General features: G+C 70.4%; 16 protein-coding genes. 11 read left to right on the forward strand and 5 right to left on the reverse strand.

Going from position 1 to position 15549, the window contains the following annotated elements:
- Positions 1 to 127: 127 nt before the first annotated feature.
- The 4 genes from ABH920_RS25120 (at position 128) to ABH920_RS25135 (ending at position 3206) form a co-directional block, all read left to right on the forward strand.
- Positions 128 to 886 (forward strand): SDR family oxidoreductase, encoded by a 759-nt coding sequence (locus tag ABH920_RS25120; RefSeq protein ID WP_370351570.1) that lies wholly within the window; start codon positions 128 to 130, stop codon positions 884 to 886.
- 149 nt (positions 887 to 1035) lie between these two features.
- Positions 1036 to 1788: an SDR family oxidoreductase gene (locus ABH920_RS25125; protein ID WP_370351571.1), complete on the forward strand. Its 753-nt coding sequence runs from the start codon at positions 1036 to 1038 to the stop codon at positions 1786 to 1788.
- Positions 1789 to 1846: 58 nt separating this feature from the next.
- Positions 1847 to 2746: a LysR family transcriptional regulator gene (locus ABH920_RS25130; RefSeq protein ID WP_370351572.1), complete on the forward strand. Its 900-nt coding sequence runs from the start codon at positions 1847 to 1849 to the stop codon at positions 2744 to 2746.
- Positions 2747 to 2828: 82 nt separating this feature from the next.
- Positions 2829 to 3206, forward strand: coding sequence for a DUF2255 family protein (locus tag ABH920_RS25135; RefSeq protein ID WP_370351573.1), 378 nt, complete (start codon positions 2829 to 2831; stop codon positions 3204 to 3206).
- A 98-nt stretch (positions 3207 to 3304) separates the two neighbouring features.
- On the opposite strand, the gene ABH920_RS25140 is transcribed toward ABH920_RS25135, so the two are convergent.
- From ABH920_RS25140 to ABH920_RS25150, 3 genes are all read right to left on the reverse strand, one after another.
- Positions 3305 to 3733, reverse strand: coding sequence for an SRPBCC family protein (locus tag ABH920_RS25140; RefSeq protein WP_370351574.1), 429 nt, complete (start codon positions 3731 to 3733; stop codon positions 3305 to 3307).
- 29 nt (positions 3734 to 3762) lie between these two features.
- Entirely contained in the window at positions 3763 to 5055 is a 1293-nt protein-coding gene (locus tag ABH920_RS25145; RefSeq protein WP_370351575.1) for a class I SAM-dependent methyltransferase, read from the reverse strand.
- Positions 5056 to 5172: 117 nt separating this feature from the next.
- Positions 5173 to 6297, reverse strand: a complete 1125-nt coding sequence (locus ABH920_RS25150) for a sigma-70 family RNA polymerase sigma factor (protein ID WP_370351576.1) — start codon at positions 6295 to 6297, stop codon at positions 5173 to 5175.
- A 181-nt stretch (positions 6298 to 6478) separates the two neighbouring features.
- Here ABH920_RS25150 and ABH920_RS25155 point away from each other — a divergent pair, with 181 nt between their 5' ends.
- The 4 genes from ABH920_RS25155 to ABH920_RS25170 all read left to right on the forward strand — a co-directional run bounded on the left by ABH920_RS25155 (position 6479) and on the right by ABH920_RS25170 (position 9612).
- Complete coding sequence (locus ABH920_RS25155; protein ID WP_370351577.1) at positions 6479 to 6778, forward strand: hypothetical protein; 300 nt, start codon at positions 6479 to 6481, stop codon at positions 6776 to 6778.
- Entirely contained in the window at positions 6775 to 8292 is a 1518-nt protein-coding gene (locus ABH920_RS25160) for an MFS transporter (protein WP_370351578.1), read from the forward strand. Before ABH920_RS25155 ends, ABH920_RS25160 begins: the two co-directional genes overlap by 4 nt.
- Positions 8293 to 8363: 71 nt before the next feature.
- Positions 8364 to 9179, forward strand: a complete 816-nt coding sequence (locus ABH920_RS25165) for a leucine-rich repeat domain-containing protein (protein ID WP_370351579.1) — start codon at positions 8364 to 8366, stop codon at positions 9177 to 9179.
- Positions 9180 to 9300: 121 nt separating this feature from the next.
- Positions 9301 to 9612: a hypothetical protein gene (locus ABH920_RS25170; protein WP_370351580.1), complete on the forward strand. Its 312-nt coding sequence runs from the start codon at positions 9301 to 9303 to the stop codon at positions 9610 to 9612.
- A 371-nt stretch (positions 9613 to 9983) separates the two neighbouring features.
- On the opposite strand, the gene ABH920_RS25175 is transcribed toward ABH920_RS25170, so the two are convergent.
- Positions 9984 to 10316, reverse strand: coding sequence for a hypothetical protein (locus ABH920_RS25175; RefSeq protein WP_370351581.1), 333 nt, complete (start codon positions 10314 to 10316; stop codon positions 9984 to 9986).
- Positions 10317 to 10693: 377 nt separating this feature from the next.
- Entirely contained in the window at positions 10694 to 12898 is a 2205-nt protein-coding gene (locus ABH920_RS25180) for an acyl-CoA dehydrogenase family protein (RefSeq protein WP_370351582.1), read from the reverse strand.
- 200 nt (positions 12899 to 13098) lie between these two features.
- On the opposite strand from ABH920_RS25180, the gene ABH920_RS25185 reads away from it, so the two are divergent.
- The 3 genes from ABH920_RS25185 to ABH920_RS25195 are packed head-to-tail and all read left to right on the forward strand — an operon-like array spanning position 13099 to position 15544.
- Positions 13099 to 13878, forward strand: a complete 780-nt coding sequence (locus ABH920_RS25185; protein ID WP_370351583.1) for a thioesterase II family protein — start codon at positions 13099 to 13101, stop codon at positions 13876 to 13878.
- A 38-nt stretch (positions 13879 to 13916) separates the two neighbouring features.
- A complete protein-coding gene (locus ABH920_RS25190; protein WP_370351584.1) occupies positions 13917 to 15218 on the forward strand; it encodes an NAD(P)/FAD-dependent oxidoreductase in 1302 nt (433 codons plus the stop codon).
- 44 nt (positions 15219 to 15262) lie between these two features.
- A complete protein-coding gene (locus tag ABH920_RS25195; RefSeq protein ID WP_370351585.1) occupies positions 15263 to 15544 on the forward strand; it encodes an acyl carrier protein in 282 nt (93 codons plus the stop codon).
- Positions 15545 to 15549 lie beyond the last annotated feature (5 nt).

The raw sequence follows: 15549 nt of genomic DNA on the forward strand, positions 1-15549 counted from the left end.
AAGCGAGGTGCGGCCGGGGCCTGTGATGCCGATCAACCCGGCGCCGTGTCACAGATCCCGAGGCTACCCGGTCTGAGCTGATGACGACGTCCCGGACCGGCCGGGACGCGGACGGAAGGGCACCATCATGAAGATCGTGGTCATCGGCGGGACCGGCCTGGTCGGGTCGAAGCTCGTGGGCAAGCTGCGGGAGCACGGCCACGAGGCGGTGCCGGCCGCGCCGAACACCGGGGTCGACACGCTCACCGGCGAGGGTCTGGACGAGGTGCTGACCGGTGCTGACGTGGTCGTGGACGTGTCCAACTCGCCGTCGTTCGCCGACGACCCGGTGATGGAGTTCTTCCGCACCTCCACCACCAACCTCCTCGCGGCCGAGGCCAAGGCGGGTGTCGGGCACCATGTGGCGCTCTCGGTGGTCGGCACCGACCGCCTCGGCGACAGCGGCTACTTCCGGGCCAAGCAGGTGCAGGAGAAGCTCATCGAGGACGCGGGCCGGCCCTACTCGATCGTGCATGCGACGCAGTTCTTCGAGTTCGTGGGGAGCCTCGCCGACGAGGCCACGCATGGTGACACCGTCCGGCTGTCGGACGCGCTGATCCAGCCGATGGCCTCCGAGGACGTGGCCGCGGGCGTGGCGCGTGTCGCCGTCGGCGTGCCGGTGAACGGCATCGTCGAGATCGGCGGGCCCGAAGCGCTCGGCTTGGACGAGCTGATCCGGACGGCGTTGGCGTTCCGCGGGGACCCGCGCACGGTCGTGACCGACCCGGACGCGCTCTACTGGGGCGTGTTGCTGCAGAAGGACACGCTGCTGCCCGGTGAGGGCGCGCAGTTGGCCGCCACCCGATTCGAGGAGTGGCTGCCGCTGAACGGCGTGCGGCGAGGCTGAGGACGGCAACACCCGGTGTCCGGCCACAAGATTCGCTTGTGGCCGTCACCAGGACTTTCTGCTTCCGGACCGGCTCCGGCCGCTGCCACCATCGATCAAGGCGCTCGGACCACGGGCCCTGATAACAATGACGATGGAAGGACATTGCGATGTCGGAAGTGCGGCGGGACCTCCAGGGCAAGGTCGCCCTGATCATCGGCGGCAGCCGGAACCAGGGCGCGGCGTTCGCCGAGAACATCGCGGCGCGCGGAGCGACCACGGTCATCACGTACGCCAACGACGACGCGGCGGCGCAGCAGACGCTGGTGGCTCTGGACAAGCACGGCGTCACGACCGAGGCGATCCGGTCCGACGCGCGGCGGTCAGATGATGTGAACGCGCTGTTCGAAGGTGTCGTGGCGCGGCACGGCAAGCTCGACATCGTCGTGCACACCCCGGGTGCGGTGATGAAGAAGCCGCTGGTGGAGTTCACCGACGCCGACTTCGACCACCTGATCGATCTCAACACCCGCTCGGCGTTCAACACGCTGCGCGCTACGGCCCGGCACATCGCCGACAACGGCCGGTACGTGGTGCTGTCGACGACGCTGACGTCGATCATGACCGGGCCGTACGGCTTGTACTCGGGGTCGAAGGCGGCTGTGGAGCGGATGGTGCTGGCGGTGTCGAAGGAGCTCGGCGCGCGGGGCGTGACGGTGAACGCCGTGGCGCCGGGGCCGATCGACGACGACTTCTACCAGCATGCTGAGACGCCGGAGTCGATGGCCGCGGCGGCGCACCACAGCCCGCGCGGGCGACTCGGGCTGCCCTCGGACGTGGCGCCGGTGGTGGGGTGGCTGGTCAGCGACGAGGCGGGGTGGGTCTCGGGGCAGACGGTGCGGGCCAACGGCGCGATGTTCTGATCGGTACGGTGGGAGCTCGACCCGTCGTTCATCACACCCCGGCGGCTATCGTCGGCGTGTGATCGACGACATCAGCCTGCGCAACCTGCGGTCGTTCCTGGTCGTGGCACAGGAGTCGAGCATCTCCCGGGCGGCGGCGCGGCTGCACGTCACGCAGCAGACGCTGTCGCAGCAGATCCAGAACCTGGAGCGCACGCTCGGCGCCACGCTGCTGGTCCGGACCTCGCGCGGGGTGCGGCTGACGGCGGCCGGCGAGCAGCTGACCGCCAGCGGCCGCACCCTCATGGACGACGCCGAGTCGCTGTACGCCGCGGTCCGCGCGGCGGCGGCCGGCCGGGTCGGGCGCCTGCGGGTGGCGACGGCGTCGCATCCGACGACGCAGCTCGCGATCGAGCTGGCGAACACGATCGAGGCCGAGCACCCGGGCATCGAGGTGGAGGTCCGCACGGTCCTGCGACCGGTCGAGGCGATGGCCGAGCTGCACGCGGGCACGTCCGACGCGGCCCTGCTGTGGCTGCCGACCGGCGACGCGGAGCTACGTACGGCCACGTTCCGCAACGACGCCCGGGCGGTGCTGCTCGCCGAGGCGCACCGGCTCGCGGGCGCGGCATCGGTGACGCTGGCGGAGCTGTCGGAGGACCCGGTGGTGATCGTGGACGCCTTCGGCTCCCCGGCCGTGCAGGCGCACCGCATCGCGGACCCGCGCCCGGACGGCCGCCCGGCGGTACGCGGACCGGTGGTGCAGACGCTGGAGGACTGCCTGACGCAGGTACGGCGCGGGCACGGAGTGTGGTTCGCGCCGCGAGCGATGGCGGAGTGGGCGGTGTGCCCGGGCGTGGCGCTGGTGCCGGTGACTGATCTGGAGCCGGTGGAGCTCGCCGTGGCCTGGACGGACGCGGCGCCGCGGGAGTTGGTGGACCGGCTTGTCGCGGCGGCGGGGAGGATCGGTTGCGGTTAGGAGGGCCGGGAGCCGACCGGAAGGACCTGCTCGGCTGGCGCCCTCTCGCGCTCAGTGATGATCATGCTGGGAGGAGGACGACATGACCACTTGGACCGATGACCAGCTCGACCGTGTCGGCGCCGCAGACGAGCTGACCATCCAGCCTGCGCGCGCCGACGGCACGTTGCGGAATCCGACGCCGATCTGGGTCGTGCGCGATGGCGACGACTTGTACGTCCGCTCCTACAAGGGCGACGGCAGTGCTTGGTACCGTGCCGCGGCTGCGAGGCCGCAGGGGCATGTCAGCGCCGGCGGGGTCGATGCGGACGTCACCTTCGCCGTGGTGCCGGACACCGACGTCAACGACCGGGTCGATGCTGCCTATCGCACCAAGTACCAGCGCTACGGTGCGGCCTACGTCGATCCGATGGTCGCGCCGACCGCTCGTGCCGCCACGTTGCGGCTGCTGCCGCGGTGACGTGCGCGAAGTCGTCGTGTGGAGGCAGGCTGTGCGATGTACGGCAGACGCAGTAGGCGGCTGGGCCGGCTACTGCTTCCGGCGTTTCGAGCTACTGCCTACAGCGTTTCGAGAACAGCGGCCAGCGACGTCTCGACCTCGTCCGCCAACTTCTCGAAGTTGCTCCGCAGAAACGGCCCGGCCAGCTTCAGCACGCCGTTGAACCGGATCTCCGCGTCGTAGGTGATCGTGGTCGTGTCGCCGTCGGTGGCGAACCGGAGGTCGTCGGTCGTGGTGGCCTGCTTGTTGCGGCCGACGAAGGTCAGGCGGGTCGGTTCCATCCGTTCCAGGCGGTAGTCCAGCTCGCTGATCCGGTCGTTGAAGTCCGACACGTTCCGCCAGGTGGAGCCCACGCGGACGGGGCCCTGGTCGGTCCGCAGGCAGCTCATGGTGCCCGGATCCCACTGCACGGCGTTGCCGAAGTCGGCGAGGTAGGCGACCACGGTCTCCTGGGGGCGGTTGACTCTGATCGTGCGCTGGACTCTCATGGCGAAGTCCTCCGTTTCGGTTCCGATGTTCAGTCGATGCCGAACACCATCTGGTGGACGTCGAGGTAGCCTGCGGCGAACCCGGCCTCGGAGTAGGCCAGGTACAGCTCCCACGTTCGGCGGAAGGTCTCGTCGAAGCCGAGTGCCGCGACGCTTTCCCGCCTCTCGGCGAAGCGGTCCCGCCACAGCCGCAGGGTGTGGGCGTAGTCGCTGCCGAACGCGAACTCGTGGAGCTGGTGCAGGCCGGCGGTCTGTGACTCCGAACGGATTGCGGCCCGCGACGGGATGATGCCGCCTGGGAAGATGTGCTTGGTGATCCAGGTCTGGCTGCCCGCCGCTGCCAGCATACGCTGGTGCGGCATGGTGATGGCCTGCAGCCCGATCCGCCCGCCGGGGGCGGTCAGCCGGCGCAGGGCACTGAAATAGGCCGGCCAGTGTTCGCGGCCGACGGCCTCGATCATCTCCACGCTGACCACCGCGTCGTACTGCCCCCGGGCGTCCCGGTAGTCCATCAGGCGGACGTCGACCAGGTCGCCCAGGCCCGCGGCGGCGGCACGGCGGCGGACCGTGTCCTGCTGGTTCGACGACAGCGTGATCGTCGTCACCCTGGCGCCGCGCGAGGCCGCGCGCAGCGCCAGGCTGCCCCAGCCGCTCCCGATCTCCAGCAGCCGGGTCCGGTCGCCGACGCCGCACCGGTCCAGGAGCCGGTCGAGCTTGCGGCACTGGGCCTCGGCGAGGACGTCGAACCCGCCGACCGGCAGGCCGAGGGCGTCGTGCTGGAACAGCGCCGCGGAATAGGTCATGGTCTCGTCGAGGAACAGCGCGAACAGCTCGTCGGACAGGTCGTAGTGGCGCTCGATGTTGCGGCGCGCGCCGCGCGGGGAGTTCGCCTCGCTGCGGGGCCGGCGCTGGTCGAAGGCACGGCGGAGGGTCTGGAGCGGGGCGGGGACGAGCCGGGGGAGCTCGGCGGCGAAGACGGTGAGCAGTTCCGCGAGCTCGGGGCTGTCCCACTCGCCGGCCTGGTAGGACTCGCCGAAGCCGATCAGGCGGGACGCGCCGAGGCGGCGGAAGAAGCTGCGGGGGTCGTGGAGGACCATGACGGGCGTGGCCCGGGAGCGGTGGTGACCCGCTCCCTCGGTCCGGCCGTCCGGGTAGCGGACCAGCAGCGGCAGCTTGGCGGTCGCGGAGCGGAACAACCATTCGGCCACCTTGGCTCGGACCGGGCCGCCCCGCCCCACGCCCGCGGCCACTGCAGCCAGAGGTGCGGATTCGCTCGGCCCGGCGCTGCGGGTGACGGCAGGGGTGTCCAGGGACTGCTCCACGGATGAGTCCTTTCGGCGACGATTCCTTGCCAGGTATTCGTCGCCGACCGGCGTCCTGGATTGGTGCCCGGTGGATTGATGCCTGATGGATTGGCGCTCGCTGGACCGGTGCCCGATTCAGCCCTCTCCCTCGGGGAGCGTCCGGGGCAGCCCGAAGCGGGTCATGACCTCCGTGGTGAAGCTGGTGATGGCGGTGATGCGGTCGCTGTCGGCGGTGACGACCAGGAAGCAGTAGGCGTGGAAGACGCCGGCGTGCGGGTCCGGCAGGTACAGGCCGAAGGCGGGCTGGCCGTTCGCGCGCGTGGGCACCACGCGGTAGGTGCGGCCGGGGCGGAACGCGGCGGCGGCGAGGATGCGCCGGGCGGATTCGATGCCGCGGTACTCCAGCATGGCCGGGGGCATGGAGAGTCGCACGTCGGTGACGAACAGGTCGATCAGGGCGTTGATGTCGCCGCGTTCCAGGGCGTCGGTGAAGCGGGCGACGAGCCGGTGTTCGGCGGCGCTGTCGGGTTTGCGCGCGGGGCGGTGGCCGGGGGCGCCGGGGTTGTCGGGGCTGCCGAGGCCGTCCGGGTCGCTGTGACCGTCCAGTCCTCCGGAGTCGGCGAGGTGGTTGTCGACCGTGGCGCGGGCGCGTTTGAGGGCGCTGCTGACGGCTTCCTGCGTGGTGTCGAGCATCTGGGCGACCTCGGCGGCGTGGTAGCCCAGGACGTCGCGGAGCACGAGCGCGGCGCGTTGGCGCGGAGGCAGCAGTTGCAGGGCGGTGATGAAGGCCAGGGAGATGGCCTCGGTGGTCTCGTAGCGGGCTTCCGGTCCTGGGCGCTGGTCCACGAGGTGGTCGAGCAGGACGTCGGGGTAGGGCTCCAGCCAGGGCGGGGCGTCGCCGGCGCCGGTGGGGTCGGGCAGGGTGGCGACGGGCTCGTGCGGCGCGGCGATGCGGGGACGCCGGCTGTCGGCGCGCAGCATGCTCAGGCAGCGGTTGGTCGCGATCTTGTAGAGCCAGGTGCGGACCGAGGAGCGCTGGCCGAACTCGCCGAGGTTACGCCAGGCGGCCACGAGGGTCTCCTGGAGTGCGTCCTCGGCGTCCTGTAGGGATCCCAGGATGCGGTAGCAGTGCACCTGCAGTTCGTGGGAGTGGTCCTGGACCAGGTCGCGGAACGCGTTGTGGTCGCCGGCGCGGGCTCGGGCGATCAGGTCCGCTGTGCCCGTCTCCGTATTGATCTCCGTGTCCGTCTCCATCGGCATGCATCCTCGCTTTTCTTCTTTCCGCGGGGCGCGTTCGGCCCGCTTACCCATACGGACGCCGCCGGGCCCGCGAATTGGGCGGCGGCGCGGCGCCCAATCCGCGGAAGCGGCGGCGTCCACCTGGTTGGAGGCCGTTCCAGCCCGGGACGCGCCCCGCGGACGCAGAACAGGAACACGGATCATGACCAACTACGTCTTCTCCTTCCGGGTGCCCTCCGACTACCAGCCGGAGGCCGGGACGACCGCCGAGTGGCAAGCCTGGTTCGGCGCGCTGGGCCCGGCCCTGGTCGACATCGGCAACGCGGTGACCGACTACGCCTCGGCCGGCCAGGTCGGCGGCGGCGACTCCCGGATGATCGCCTACTCGGTGGTGTCGGCCGAGGACCTGGCCTCGGCGCTGGCGCTGGCCAAGAGCTCCCCGGTGCTGCGGGTCGGCGGCGGGGTCGAGGTCGGCCCCGTGATGGAAGTGCCCGGGTCGTGAGCGGCGCTGTGAATACGTCGACGGCGCCGCCGCCGGGGTCGTTCCTGGCGACCAGGCGCGGGAAGGTCACGCTGGCACTGCTGTGCGCGGTGACGTTCCTGGACGTCATGGACGGCGCGATCGTGAACGTCGCGCTGCCGACCATCCGGACGCACCTGGGGTTCTCGGTGCAGAACCTGCAGTGGGTGGTCAGCGGGTATCTGATCACCTACGGCGGGTTCCTGCTGCTCGGCGGTCGGGCCGCGGACCTGTTGGGGCGGCGTCGGCTGCTGGTCGCCGGGACGGTGCTGTTCGCAGCGTCCTCGCTGGCCTGCGGGTTGGCCGACGATCAGGGGCTGCTGGTCGGGGCGCGGCTCGCGCAGGGGTTCGGGGCGGCGATGATGTCCCCGGCCGCGCTGTCGATCCTGACCACCACGTTCCAGGGCGCCGACCGGCACAAGGCGCTGGGGCTGTGGGCCGGGATCAGCGGGATGGCCTCGGCGGTCGGGTTGCTCGTCGGCGGGGTGCTCACGCAGGAGTTCGGCTGGAGGTGGGTGTTCTTCGTGAGCGTCCCGATCTGCGCGCTCGTGCTGTTCGGGGCGTTCCGGATCCTGGAGGACGACCACAGCCGGTCGGTGGCCAGCAGCGCGCCGGGCCGCGCGCCGAGCGGTTTCGACGCGGTCGGCGCGCTGCTGGCCACCGCCGGGATGCTGCTGCTGATCTTCACGGTGGTGAAGGCCCCGGACGCGGGCTGGAGCGCGGGCCGCACGATCGGCGGGCTGGCCGCGTCGGCGATGCTGATGGCCGCGTTCGTGGTGAACGAGCAGCGGCGCGCGCATCCGCTGGTGCCGCTGTCGATCTTCCGGATCAGGGGGCTGGCGGCGGCCGACGCCACGCAGGTGATCGCGTGGGCCGGGTTCTACTCGATGTTCTTCTTCGTCACCCTGTATATGCAGAACGTCCTGGGCTACTCCCAACTTCGGTCCGGGCTGGCATACGTGCCGGTGAGCGTCGGCATCGGCTTCGGCTCGACGCTGGCGACGAAGATGTTCATCCGCACCGGCACCCGCCCGATCATCGTCTCCGGCGCCCTGCTCGCCGCCGGCGGCATCCTGTGGCTGTCGCGCATCCCGGTGGACGGCACCTACCTCGGCAACCTGCTCACGCCGCTGGTGGTGATGGGACTCGGGCTCGGGCTGCTGTACGCCGGCGTGCAGACGGCCGCCAACGCCGGCGTCCCGGCGGACCAGGCCGGCCTGGCCGCGGCGCTGATCACGGCCTCGTTCCAGCTCGGGTCGGCACTCGGACTGGCGGTGTTCAGCGGCATCGCGACCAGCCGGACGAGCCACCTGCTGGCGGCGCACGCCTCGGCGCCGGCGGCGCTGACCGGCGGATTCCAGCGGGCGCTGCTGGTCAGCGCGCTGTGTCTGGTGGCGGCTGGGGTCATCGCGCTGCGGGCTTCCAATACGCGCGGCGAGTTCGCCGCTCCGACAGAAAGCAGACAGAACCTGGAACCGTCATACGACGCCGCGTGATGCGGCATGCGGCACAGCTGATCCCGAGATGGTGTTCGACGCCATCTCGGGATCCCTTTTAGAGTGAGCAGATGACCGAGGAGAAGCCGCCGAGGGTGTTCGGGAATCGCTGGGCCGACGCGGTCGGTCCCGCCGGGGACGGCCCGGCTCGGGACTACTGCCGTTGCTTCGGGCAGACGGAGACCGGTCAGCAGAAGCCGACCGCGTTCCATGCCGAGCATCAGGACACTGACGCACCGGGGTGGATCCGGCTCCTGGAACTGATCGAGGAGGCGGCGGCGGACGGACGCGAGGAGTTCAAGCCGCTCGTCGAGCTCACCGCGGAGCAGCGGCGTCAGATCGTCACGCTGCCGCCGACGATCGCCGAGCTGACCGCGGTGAAGCACCTGGTGCTCTACGGCAGCAACCTGGTGCGCATCCCGCCGGAGATCGGCGCCATGGAGAGCTTGGAGGAGTTCAGCCCGTACACCTCGCAGCGGCTGCACTGGTTTCCGTACGAGATCACGCGCTGCCGCAACCTGCGGCGAAGCACGGTCAGCACCCGGTGGATCTACGGGAACTACAAGTACCGCCGGCACTTTCCGCAGCTGGCCGATCCGGTCGCGGCGCGCGATGTGGACTTCGGGGATCTCGACCCCGGGGTCTGGGGCGCCACGACGATCCGCACGTGCAGTGTGTGCGACCAGGCGGTCGACGGCGCGAACCTGCGCCAGGTCTGGATCTCGTTGTGGACTTCGGGTGCGGACATTCTGCCGCTGCTGGTCAACGCGTGTTCGCAGAAGTGTGTTGATGCTCTGCCGCAGCCGGCCAAGGGCTTCAACCAGACGGCGCACCGGGGCGGACCCGGGCTTGTGCAGCCGCCTGCGGGGCACCATCCGGGGCGCTGATGGTTGGCTGGTAGCCGCCTGGTAGCCGGGATGGTTTTCTCGTCGTGTTCAGCGGTATCGCGGCGGAGTTAGGATGCGCCGATCCGGTTCGGGCTGTCGGCGAGCGGCGGGGGTTGGCGACGTGGACGCGGTGCTGTTGCTGGGGGCTTTGGCGTGGTGCGTGGCGTTGATGATCGGCGTGGCGGCCGCCGGCGATGGGCCGATGGGGCCGGTGGTGATGCTGGGCGGCCTCGCGGTGCTGGCCGCGGTGGTGGTCGGCGTGGGGATCGTGCCGTACCGGCGGCGCTGGCGTGGGGAGGTTCGGCCGCGCAGTACGGTGCGGCCGCGCTTCGAGCCGAACTGGCAGCTGAAGCCGGCGCAGATCGCGGTCGAGGAGCGTTGGGGTGTCACGGAGGCGATTGCGGACCGGGCGTGGATGCGGGAGGTCGGGTAGCTGCGTTGCCGCGCGGCCACGGTTTTGCTTGGTCGTCGGCCCGCTGCTTTTGTCGCGCCGGGTATACGTCTTCGACGACACCTGCCGCATCGGAACGCAAGTGCCGATCGACGACCCGATCACCGCTGCTGCTGTCGCTGCCGTCCCCGAGGAGATGGCACGCGTTCTTCGCGTGTATCAATGCACTGTCCAAGACGGATCGCCGAGTGGCTGCGGCGTGCTTGCTCCTCTACCTGGTGCCGGGCGTCGGCGTATTCGTCGTGAGTGTGCATCTGGGTCAGTTCGGTGCCAGCGCGGGCATGCTCTGGGTACCGGCCTCGGCCGCTGCGGAAGGACGAGTCGCCATCGGCCGAGGAGCCAGGCGAGGAGCGCTAAGTCGGCGCGTGGCCCGTCGCGGGGATGTCGATCGTGATGATCAGGCCGCCGAAGTTGGGGCTTGCGGCGAGGGTGCCGTTGAGGGCTGCGATGCGGTTGGCGACGACGTGCCAGCGGGCTGTGGTCGCTATGTGGGAGATGTCGGAGGCTTCGGGGTCGAACAGGACGACGCCGAGGCGGCCGTCCTGTGCCGAGAGGGCGATCAGGAGGCGGGCTTCGCCGGGTGGCCAGTCGCGGAGGAGGGCTGCGAGACAGAAGTTGACGCAGGTTTCGATGTGCGGTGGGAATCGTGGGAGGTCGGCGGCTTTCAGGGTGGTGGGGCGGGCCACGGTTTGCAGTAGGGTGCCGAGTGCTGCGGCGAGGCCGGTCGGGTCCAGGGGAGCTGCCGCTGGCCCCGATACCGCCGCTGCCGGTGCTGTATGTCGCCCACCGCGATGACGTCGCCGATCGTTCGCGTCGGCTGGCGTAGCCGCAGCACGTATGGCCTTGATTCGCATACCGGCACCCCCTGGAACGCGGGCCTCCGGTCTCCCGCTCGTGCCCGGTCCGAAGGCTCCTTCAAGCATCGGGAAGTCGGGGCGGCGGTGCGATCGTGCAGGCATGCCGAAGCCGAGGGGGTGCGTGCATCCCCTCGGGCGGCGACTGTTGTGGCGTAGGTACGGCGACCCCTACTAGGGGTGCGGACCCCTAATCGGGCAGGGGCCGGTCAGATCAGGCCGAGTCCGCGCGCTATCAGCCCGCGCTGCACGTCGTTCGTGCCGCCGCCGAGGAATGCCAGCACCGACAGGCGTAGGCCCTGCTCGAAGATGCCGGCGCCGGGGGCGTCGGGGGTGTTGATGGCGGCCGTGGGGCCGAGGATGCGGAGGGCTTCCTCGGCGAGTTGTCCGCCGGTTTCCGCAGCCAGGACGCCGGCCATTGCTGCGGTGAGGCGGGCGGCGTGCGGGTTGGTGGTGGACTCGGCTTTGCGGGCGGCCTCGGCGAGCAGGACGCATACCGCCTGGACCTGGACGGCCACGGTGCTGAGTGCGGCTCGCTTCGCGGATCCGGGAAGGCCGATGCCGGCGGGATCGGTGATACCGGCAATCCCGGCAACCCCGGCGGGATGGGCAATGCCAACGGCATCGGTGGCGCTCCCGTCAGCTGAGGCGCGCGCCGCAGTCAGCAACTCGTCGAGCTGCCGGCGCGAGATCCCGGCGAGTTCCGCCGCGAGCAGCAGGCGCTCGCCGGTCAACGTCTCCGTGATGACCTGCCAGCCGCTGTCGACCGCGCCGACGCGTGCGGTGTCGTCCACGCGGACATCCCTGAGAGTCACCGTCCCGCACGTCTGCCCCGACAGCGCCTGGAGCGGCTCCGTCCTGATCCCCGCCGTCGCCATGGGCACGATGAACATGCTGATACCCGCCATCGGGGGGTTCGCGTCCGGGTTCGTGCGGGCGGCGAGCCACATGTACTCGGCGGTGCCGGCGTTGGTGATCCAGGCCTTCGTCCCGTTGATCACCCAGCCGTCGCCGTCCCGGACGGCGGTGGTGCGCAGTGAGGCGAGGTCGGAGCCGGCCTCGGGTTCGCTGTAGCCGAGGCAGAAGGTCAGCTTCCCCTCCTGGATCCGGGGCAGATACCGCGCCTTCTGCTCGGCGGTCCCGTATCTGACCAGCGGCGCACCGACCACCGACACGGCCGCGACCGCGTTGGCGACCGGCAGCTGCCGATACGCGATCTCGTCGTGGACCGCGAGCTGCTCCGTCAGCGTCGCCTCGCTCCCGCCGTCGGCGGTGGGCCACGTCATCCCGAACCACTTCCGAGCGGCCATCGCCGCCACCACACCCGCGTCGTCGCCCTTGTGGAACTGCCGGTCGCCGGTGTGGTGCGCGGCGCAGAAGGCGCGCGCCTCCTCCCGAATCGCCGTCGCGCCCACCGTGGAATCCACAGCGGGCAGGCCGTCGGCGGATGCGATCAGGATGTCGGCCACCGATCCCTGCGGCGGCGGGCAGGCATCCAGCAGCGTGATGTCAGCGTGCACCCGGCGGAACAGCCAGGGCCCGTCGTGTCCCTCGAAGTACGCTCCCGCGCCGAGCGTGTGATGTGCGCTGAGCTGCACGCGCGGCGCGACAACCGCCGCATGCGATACCGCGAGCTCCGTGGCCAGAATCCGGTCCGGCGCCTCGATGCGGTGTCTCCGAACGGCGTCCGCTATCAGCAGCTCACCGGCAGCCAGCTCGATCTCACGACTGGCCGTGCGCTGCTGAACCGCGCCGAAACCACCGATCGTCTGGCCGAACTGCTTGCGCACCTTCGCATGCGCGATGGACGCGTCATGCGTCCGCCGCGCCGCCGCCATCGCCCGCGCCGCCAGGCCGAGCCTGAGCAGCGACAACGCCCGCGCCGCGGGCTCCGGGTCGACGTCGAACACGGCTTCCGGCACGCCCAGATGCAGCCGGGCCCACGCCGGCGCGGCCAGCCCCGGTACCGGGACGGCGAACTCCACCGGCCGCACCCACGCGCATCCGCCGCCGGGCGGCAGAAGCAGCACGTGAGAGGCCGCTATCCCGCCTTCCGCGAAGGGCACCGTCTCGACCGTCGGGTCGGCCGCCACCACCAGGATCCTGACATCTCCCGTCGAGACGGCGGCGGACAGCTCCCGCGTGGCCGAGTTCCCCGGGGGATTCGTCAGCAGCTCCACCGCGACGAAGCCGTCCATGACCGGCAGGGGACAGGCCGCCGCGCCGGTGGCCCGCACCAGCGCCATGACGCCGTCGAGGTCGTCGAGCCCGCCGAGGTCCCCGGCGTCCCCGCCGTCCCCGGCCCCGAACCACCCCCGCGCCGCGGCCACCCCCCACAGCTGCGTCAGCGCCGCCGCATCCGCTCCGTCGGGGAAGTGCCATTGCCGGGCCAGCAGTTCGTCGACTTCATCCATGCTGAGCATTCGCCTGTCCCGTCCGCGGTGTCCGGCGCCTGGCCATTGGATTTCGAGCGTAGTAACACTGTCGATCCCCGAGCAATGCGGGGCCGGGAAGTAGGGGTCTGATAGGGGGTCCGGAGAATTGGTTCGCCGGATACGGTCGATCCTGACCGAGAAATCGGCTTTCTGTATCGGGAACAGGAGAGGTGATAGCGGTGACGAATATCGACGGTGACAGTTGGTTCCGCGTTTACCGCCAGTCCGCAGAAGGCATGCCCCTGTTCTGCTTCCCGCACGCGGGCGGCGTCGCCAGCTACTACTTCCCGTGGTCCCGGGCGCTGCCCGCCGACATCGACGTGGTGGCCGTGCAGTATCCGGGCCGCCAGGACCGCCGCGCGGAATCCTGCGTTCTGAGCATCCCCGAGCTGGCCGACCGCATCTACGCGGCGATCCGGCCGCGGCTGTACGAGCCGTACGCGTTCTTCGGCCACAGCATGGGGGCCACGCTCGCCTTCGAGGTGGCGTGCCGGATCGAACGGGACGGGGCCGCGGGGCCGGCGCATCTGTTCCTCTCCGGCCGGCGGGCCGCGTCCCGGCACCGGCACGAGCAGCTGCACCGGGCCGGCACCGCCGCGCTCATCGAGGAGATGCGCGCGCTGGGCGGCACCGACCCGCGGGTCCTGGCGGACCCGGAGCTGCTGAACCTCGTGCTGCCGACGATCCGCGCCGACTACACGGCCATCGAGACCTACCGCTTCGACTCCGCTCCGCCGCTGTCCTGCGACATCACCGCGATGGTCGGCGAGGACGACCCGAAGGCCGGCGTCGAGGACGCCGCGGCCTGGGCGGGGCACACGCTCGGCCGGTTCGATCTGCGGATCTTCCCCGGCGGTCACTTCTACCTCGACGACTGCCGCGCCGGCGTCCTGGACACGGTCTCCTCCGTGCTCGGGGACCGCCGGGGGACGCCGGTCGGCCTGGGGTCCCGCGACTGAGATCCGTTGGATCGCGAACAAAGCAGAAAGGGATGGGCATGGCGAAGGTTGCTGTGGTCGGTGCCGGGATATCAGGTCTCTCGGCCGCCTACCACCTGCGCGGACGGGCCGACGTCACGGTCTTCGAGAAGGAGTCGAACGCCGGCGGGCACGCCAACTCGGTGGAGGTGACCGACGCGGGCCGGACCATCGGCCTGGACACCGCGTTCATCGTCTACAACGAGGCGCACTACCAGAGGATCACCCAGTTCTTCGCCGACCTCGGGGTCGCCTGCCAGGACCACCCGGGCCGCTTCAGCTTCCACAACGCCGACACCGGCATCTGCTACGTCTCCGACGACTTCGAGCTGGACGAGGCCGCGATCCGCGCCAAGTACCCCGAGGACTTCGTGCAGCTGTGGGCCGAGGCGGAGCGCTTCTACACCGAGTCGCCCCGGCACTTCATCCGCAAGCAGGCCGAGATGTCGCTCGGCGAGTACCTGACCAGCAACGGCTACAGCGACGCCTTCCGCTACGGCTTCGTCGTGCTGGTGGCCACCGCGGCCTGGTCGGTGCCGGCGGACCGGATCTGGGACATGCCGGCGGCGACCGTCATCGCGTTCTTCCTCGGCCACGGCCGGGAGGGCCTGGGCGGTCGGACGGCGCCGTGGCGCACGGTCAGCGGCGGCAGCATCAACTACGTCCGCGCCGCGCTGGCGAAGCTCTCCGAAGCCGGCCAGGACGTGCGGCTGGGCGCCGGGGTCGAGCGCGTCACCCCCGGCCCGGACGGCGTCACGGTGTCGACCGCCGCCGGAAACGAGCGCTTCGACGAGGTCATCATCGCCGCGCACGCCGACGACGCGCTGGCCCTGCTGGCCGAGGTCACCCCCGAGCAGCGGATGCTGGAGGCGGTCAAGTACAACACCACGCGCGCCGCCCTGCACACCGACGTCGCGTGCATGCCCGCCGACCGGGAGAAGTGGCGCAGCTGGAACTACGCGCGCTCCGGCAGCGACCAGGACATGAGCACCTGGGTCGTGTACTACCTCAACTCGCTGCACGACTTCACCAGCGAGAAGGACTACTTCCTGACCCTGGACTATCCCTTCGACGTCAAGCCGGACCAGATCATCCGCGAATTCGACTACCGGCACCCGGTATTCACCGTGGAGGCCCGGAATCTGCAGTCGACGATTCACGAAATTAACGCAGGGGATTCGCGGGTGAAATTCGCGGGCTCCTATTTCCACTCCCGGAAGATGGGCATCGACATCGTGGGCAGCCACGAGTCGGGCTTCGATTCCGGCGCGGCCGCGGCGGACGCGGTCGTACGCAGCCTGTCCGACCGCGACGCCGGCTGACCGGCCCCACACCTAACCGGCCCCACACCTTTTGGAGTTTGACCGTGACCGACAAAGTCGACCTCGCCACCCTGACCGTCGAGCAGGTGCAGAGCTGGCTGATCGAGAAGATCGCCTGGAAGCTCCAGGTCGAGACCACCGAGATTTCGATCAGCGACTTCTTCGACTCCTTCGGCCTGGACTCCACCGAAGCCCTGGTGCTGGCCAACGAGCTGGAGTCCTGGCTGGGCTTCGAGCTGGAGACCACGGCGCTCTGGTACCACCCGACCATCGACGAGCTCGCTCGATACATCGTCTCCGCCAAGGACCGCCTCGCGGCGATCTGACACGA

The organism is Catenulispora sp. EB89 (assembly GCF_041261445.1).
Lineage (GTDB): Bacteria > Actinomycetota > Actinomycetes > Streptomycetales > Catenulisporaceae > Catenulispora.

Bases quoted from the DNA above. Each gene is read 5' to 3' on its own strand.
- ABH920_RS25165 (WP_370351579.1), top strand. From the start codon at position 8,364: ATGACCGAGGAGAAGCCGCCGAGGGTGTTCGGGAATCGCTGGGCCGAC.
- ABH920_RS25155 (WP_370351577.1), top strand. From the start codon at position 6,479: ATGACCAACTACGTCTTCTCCTTCCGGGTGCCCTCCGACTACCAGCCG.
- ABH920_RS25135 (WP_370351573.1), top strand. From the start codon at position 2,829: ATGACCACTTGGACCGATGACCAGCTCGACCGTGTCGGCGCCGCAGAC.
- ABH920_RS25125 (WP_370351571.1), top strand. From the start codon at position 1,036: ATGTCGGAAGTGCGGCGGGACCTCCAGGGCAAGGTCGCCCTGATCATC.
- ABH920_RS25150 (WP_370351576.1), bottom strand. From the start codon at position 6,297: ATGCCGATGGAGACGGACACGGAGATCAATACGGAGACGGGCACAGCG.
- ABH920_RS25120 (WP_370351570.1), top strand. From the start codon at position 128: ATGAAGATCGTGGTCATCGGCGGGACCGGCCTGGTCGGGTCGAAGCTC.
- ABH920_RS25190 (WP_370351584.1), top strand. From the start codon at position 13,917: ATGGCGAAGGTTGCTGTGGTCGGTGCCGGGATATCAGGTCTCTCGGCC.
- ABH920_RS25180 (WP_370351582.1), bottom strand. From the start codon at position 12,898: ATGGATGAAGTCGACGAACTGCTGGCCCGGCAATGGCACTTCCCCGAC.
- ABH920_RS25140 (WP_370351574.1), bottom strand. From the start codon at position 3,733: ATGAGAGTCCAGCGCACGATCAGAGTCAACCGCCCCCAGGAGACCGTG.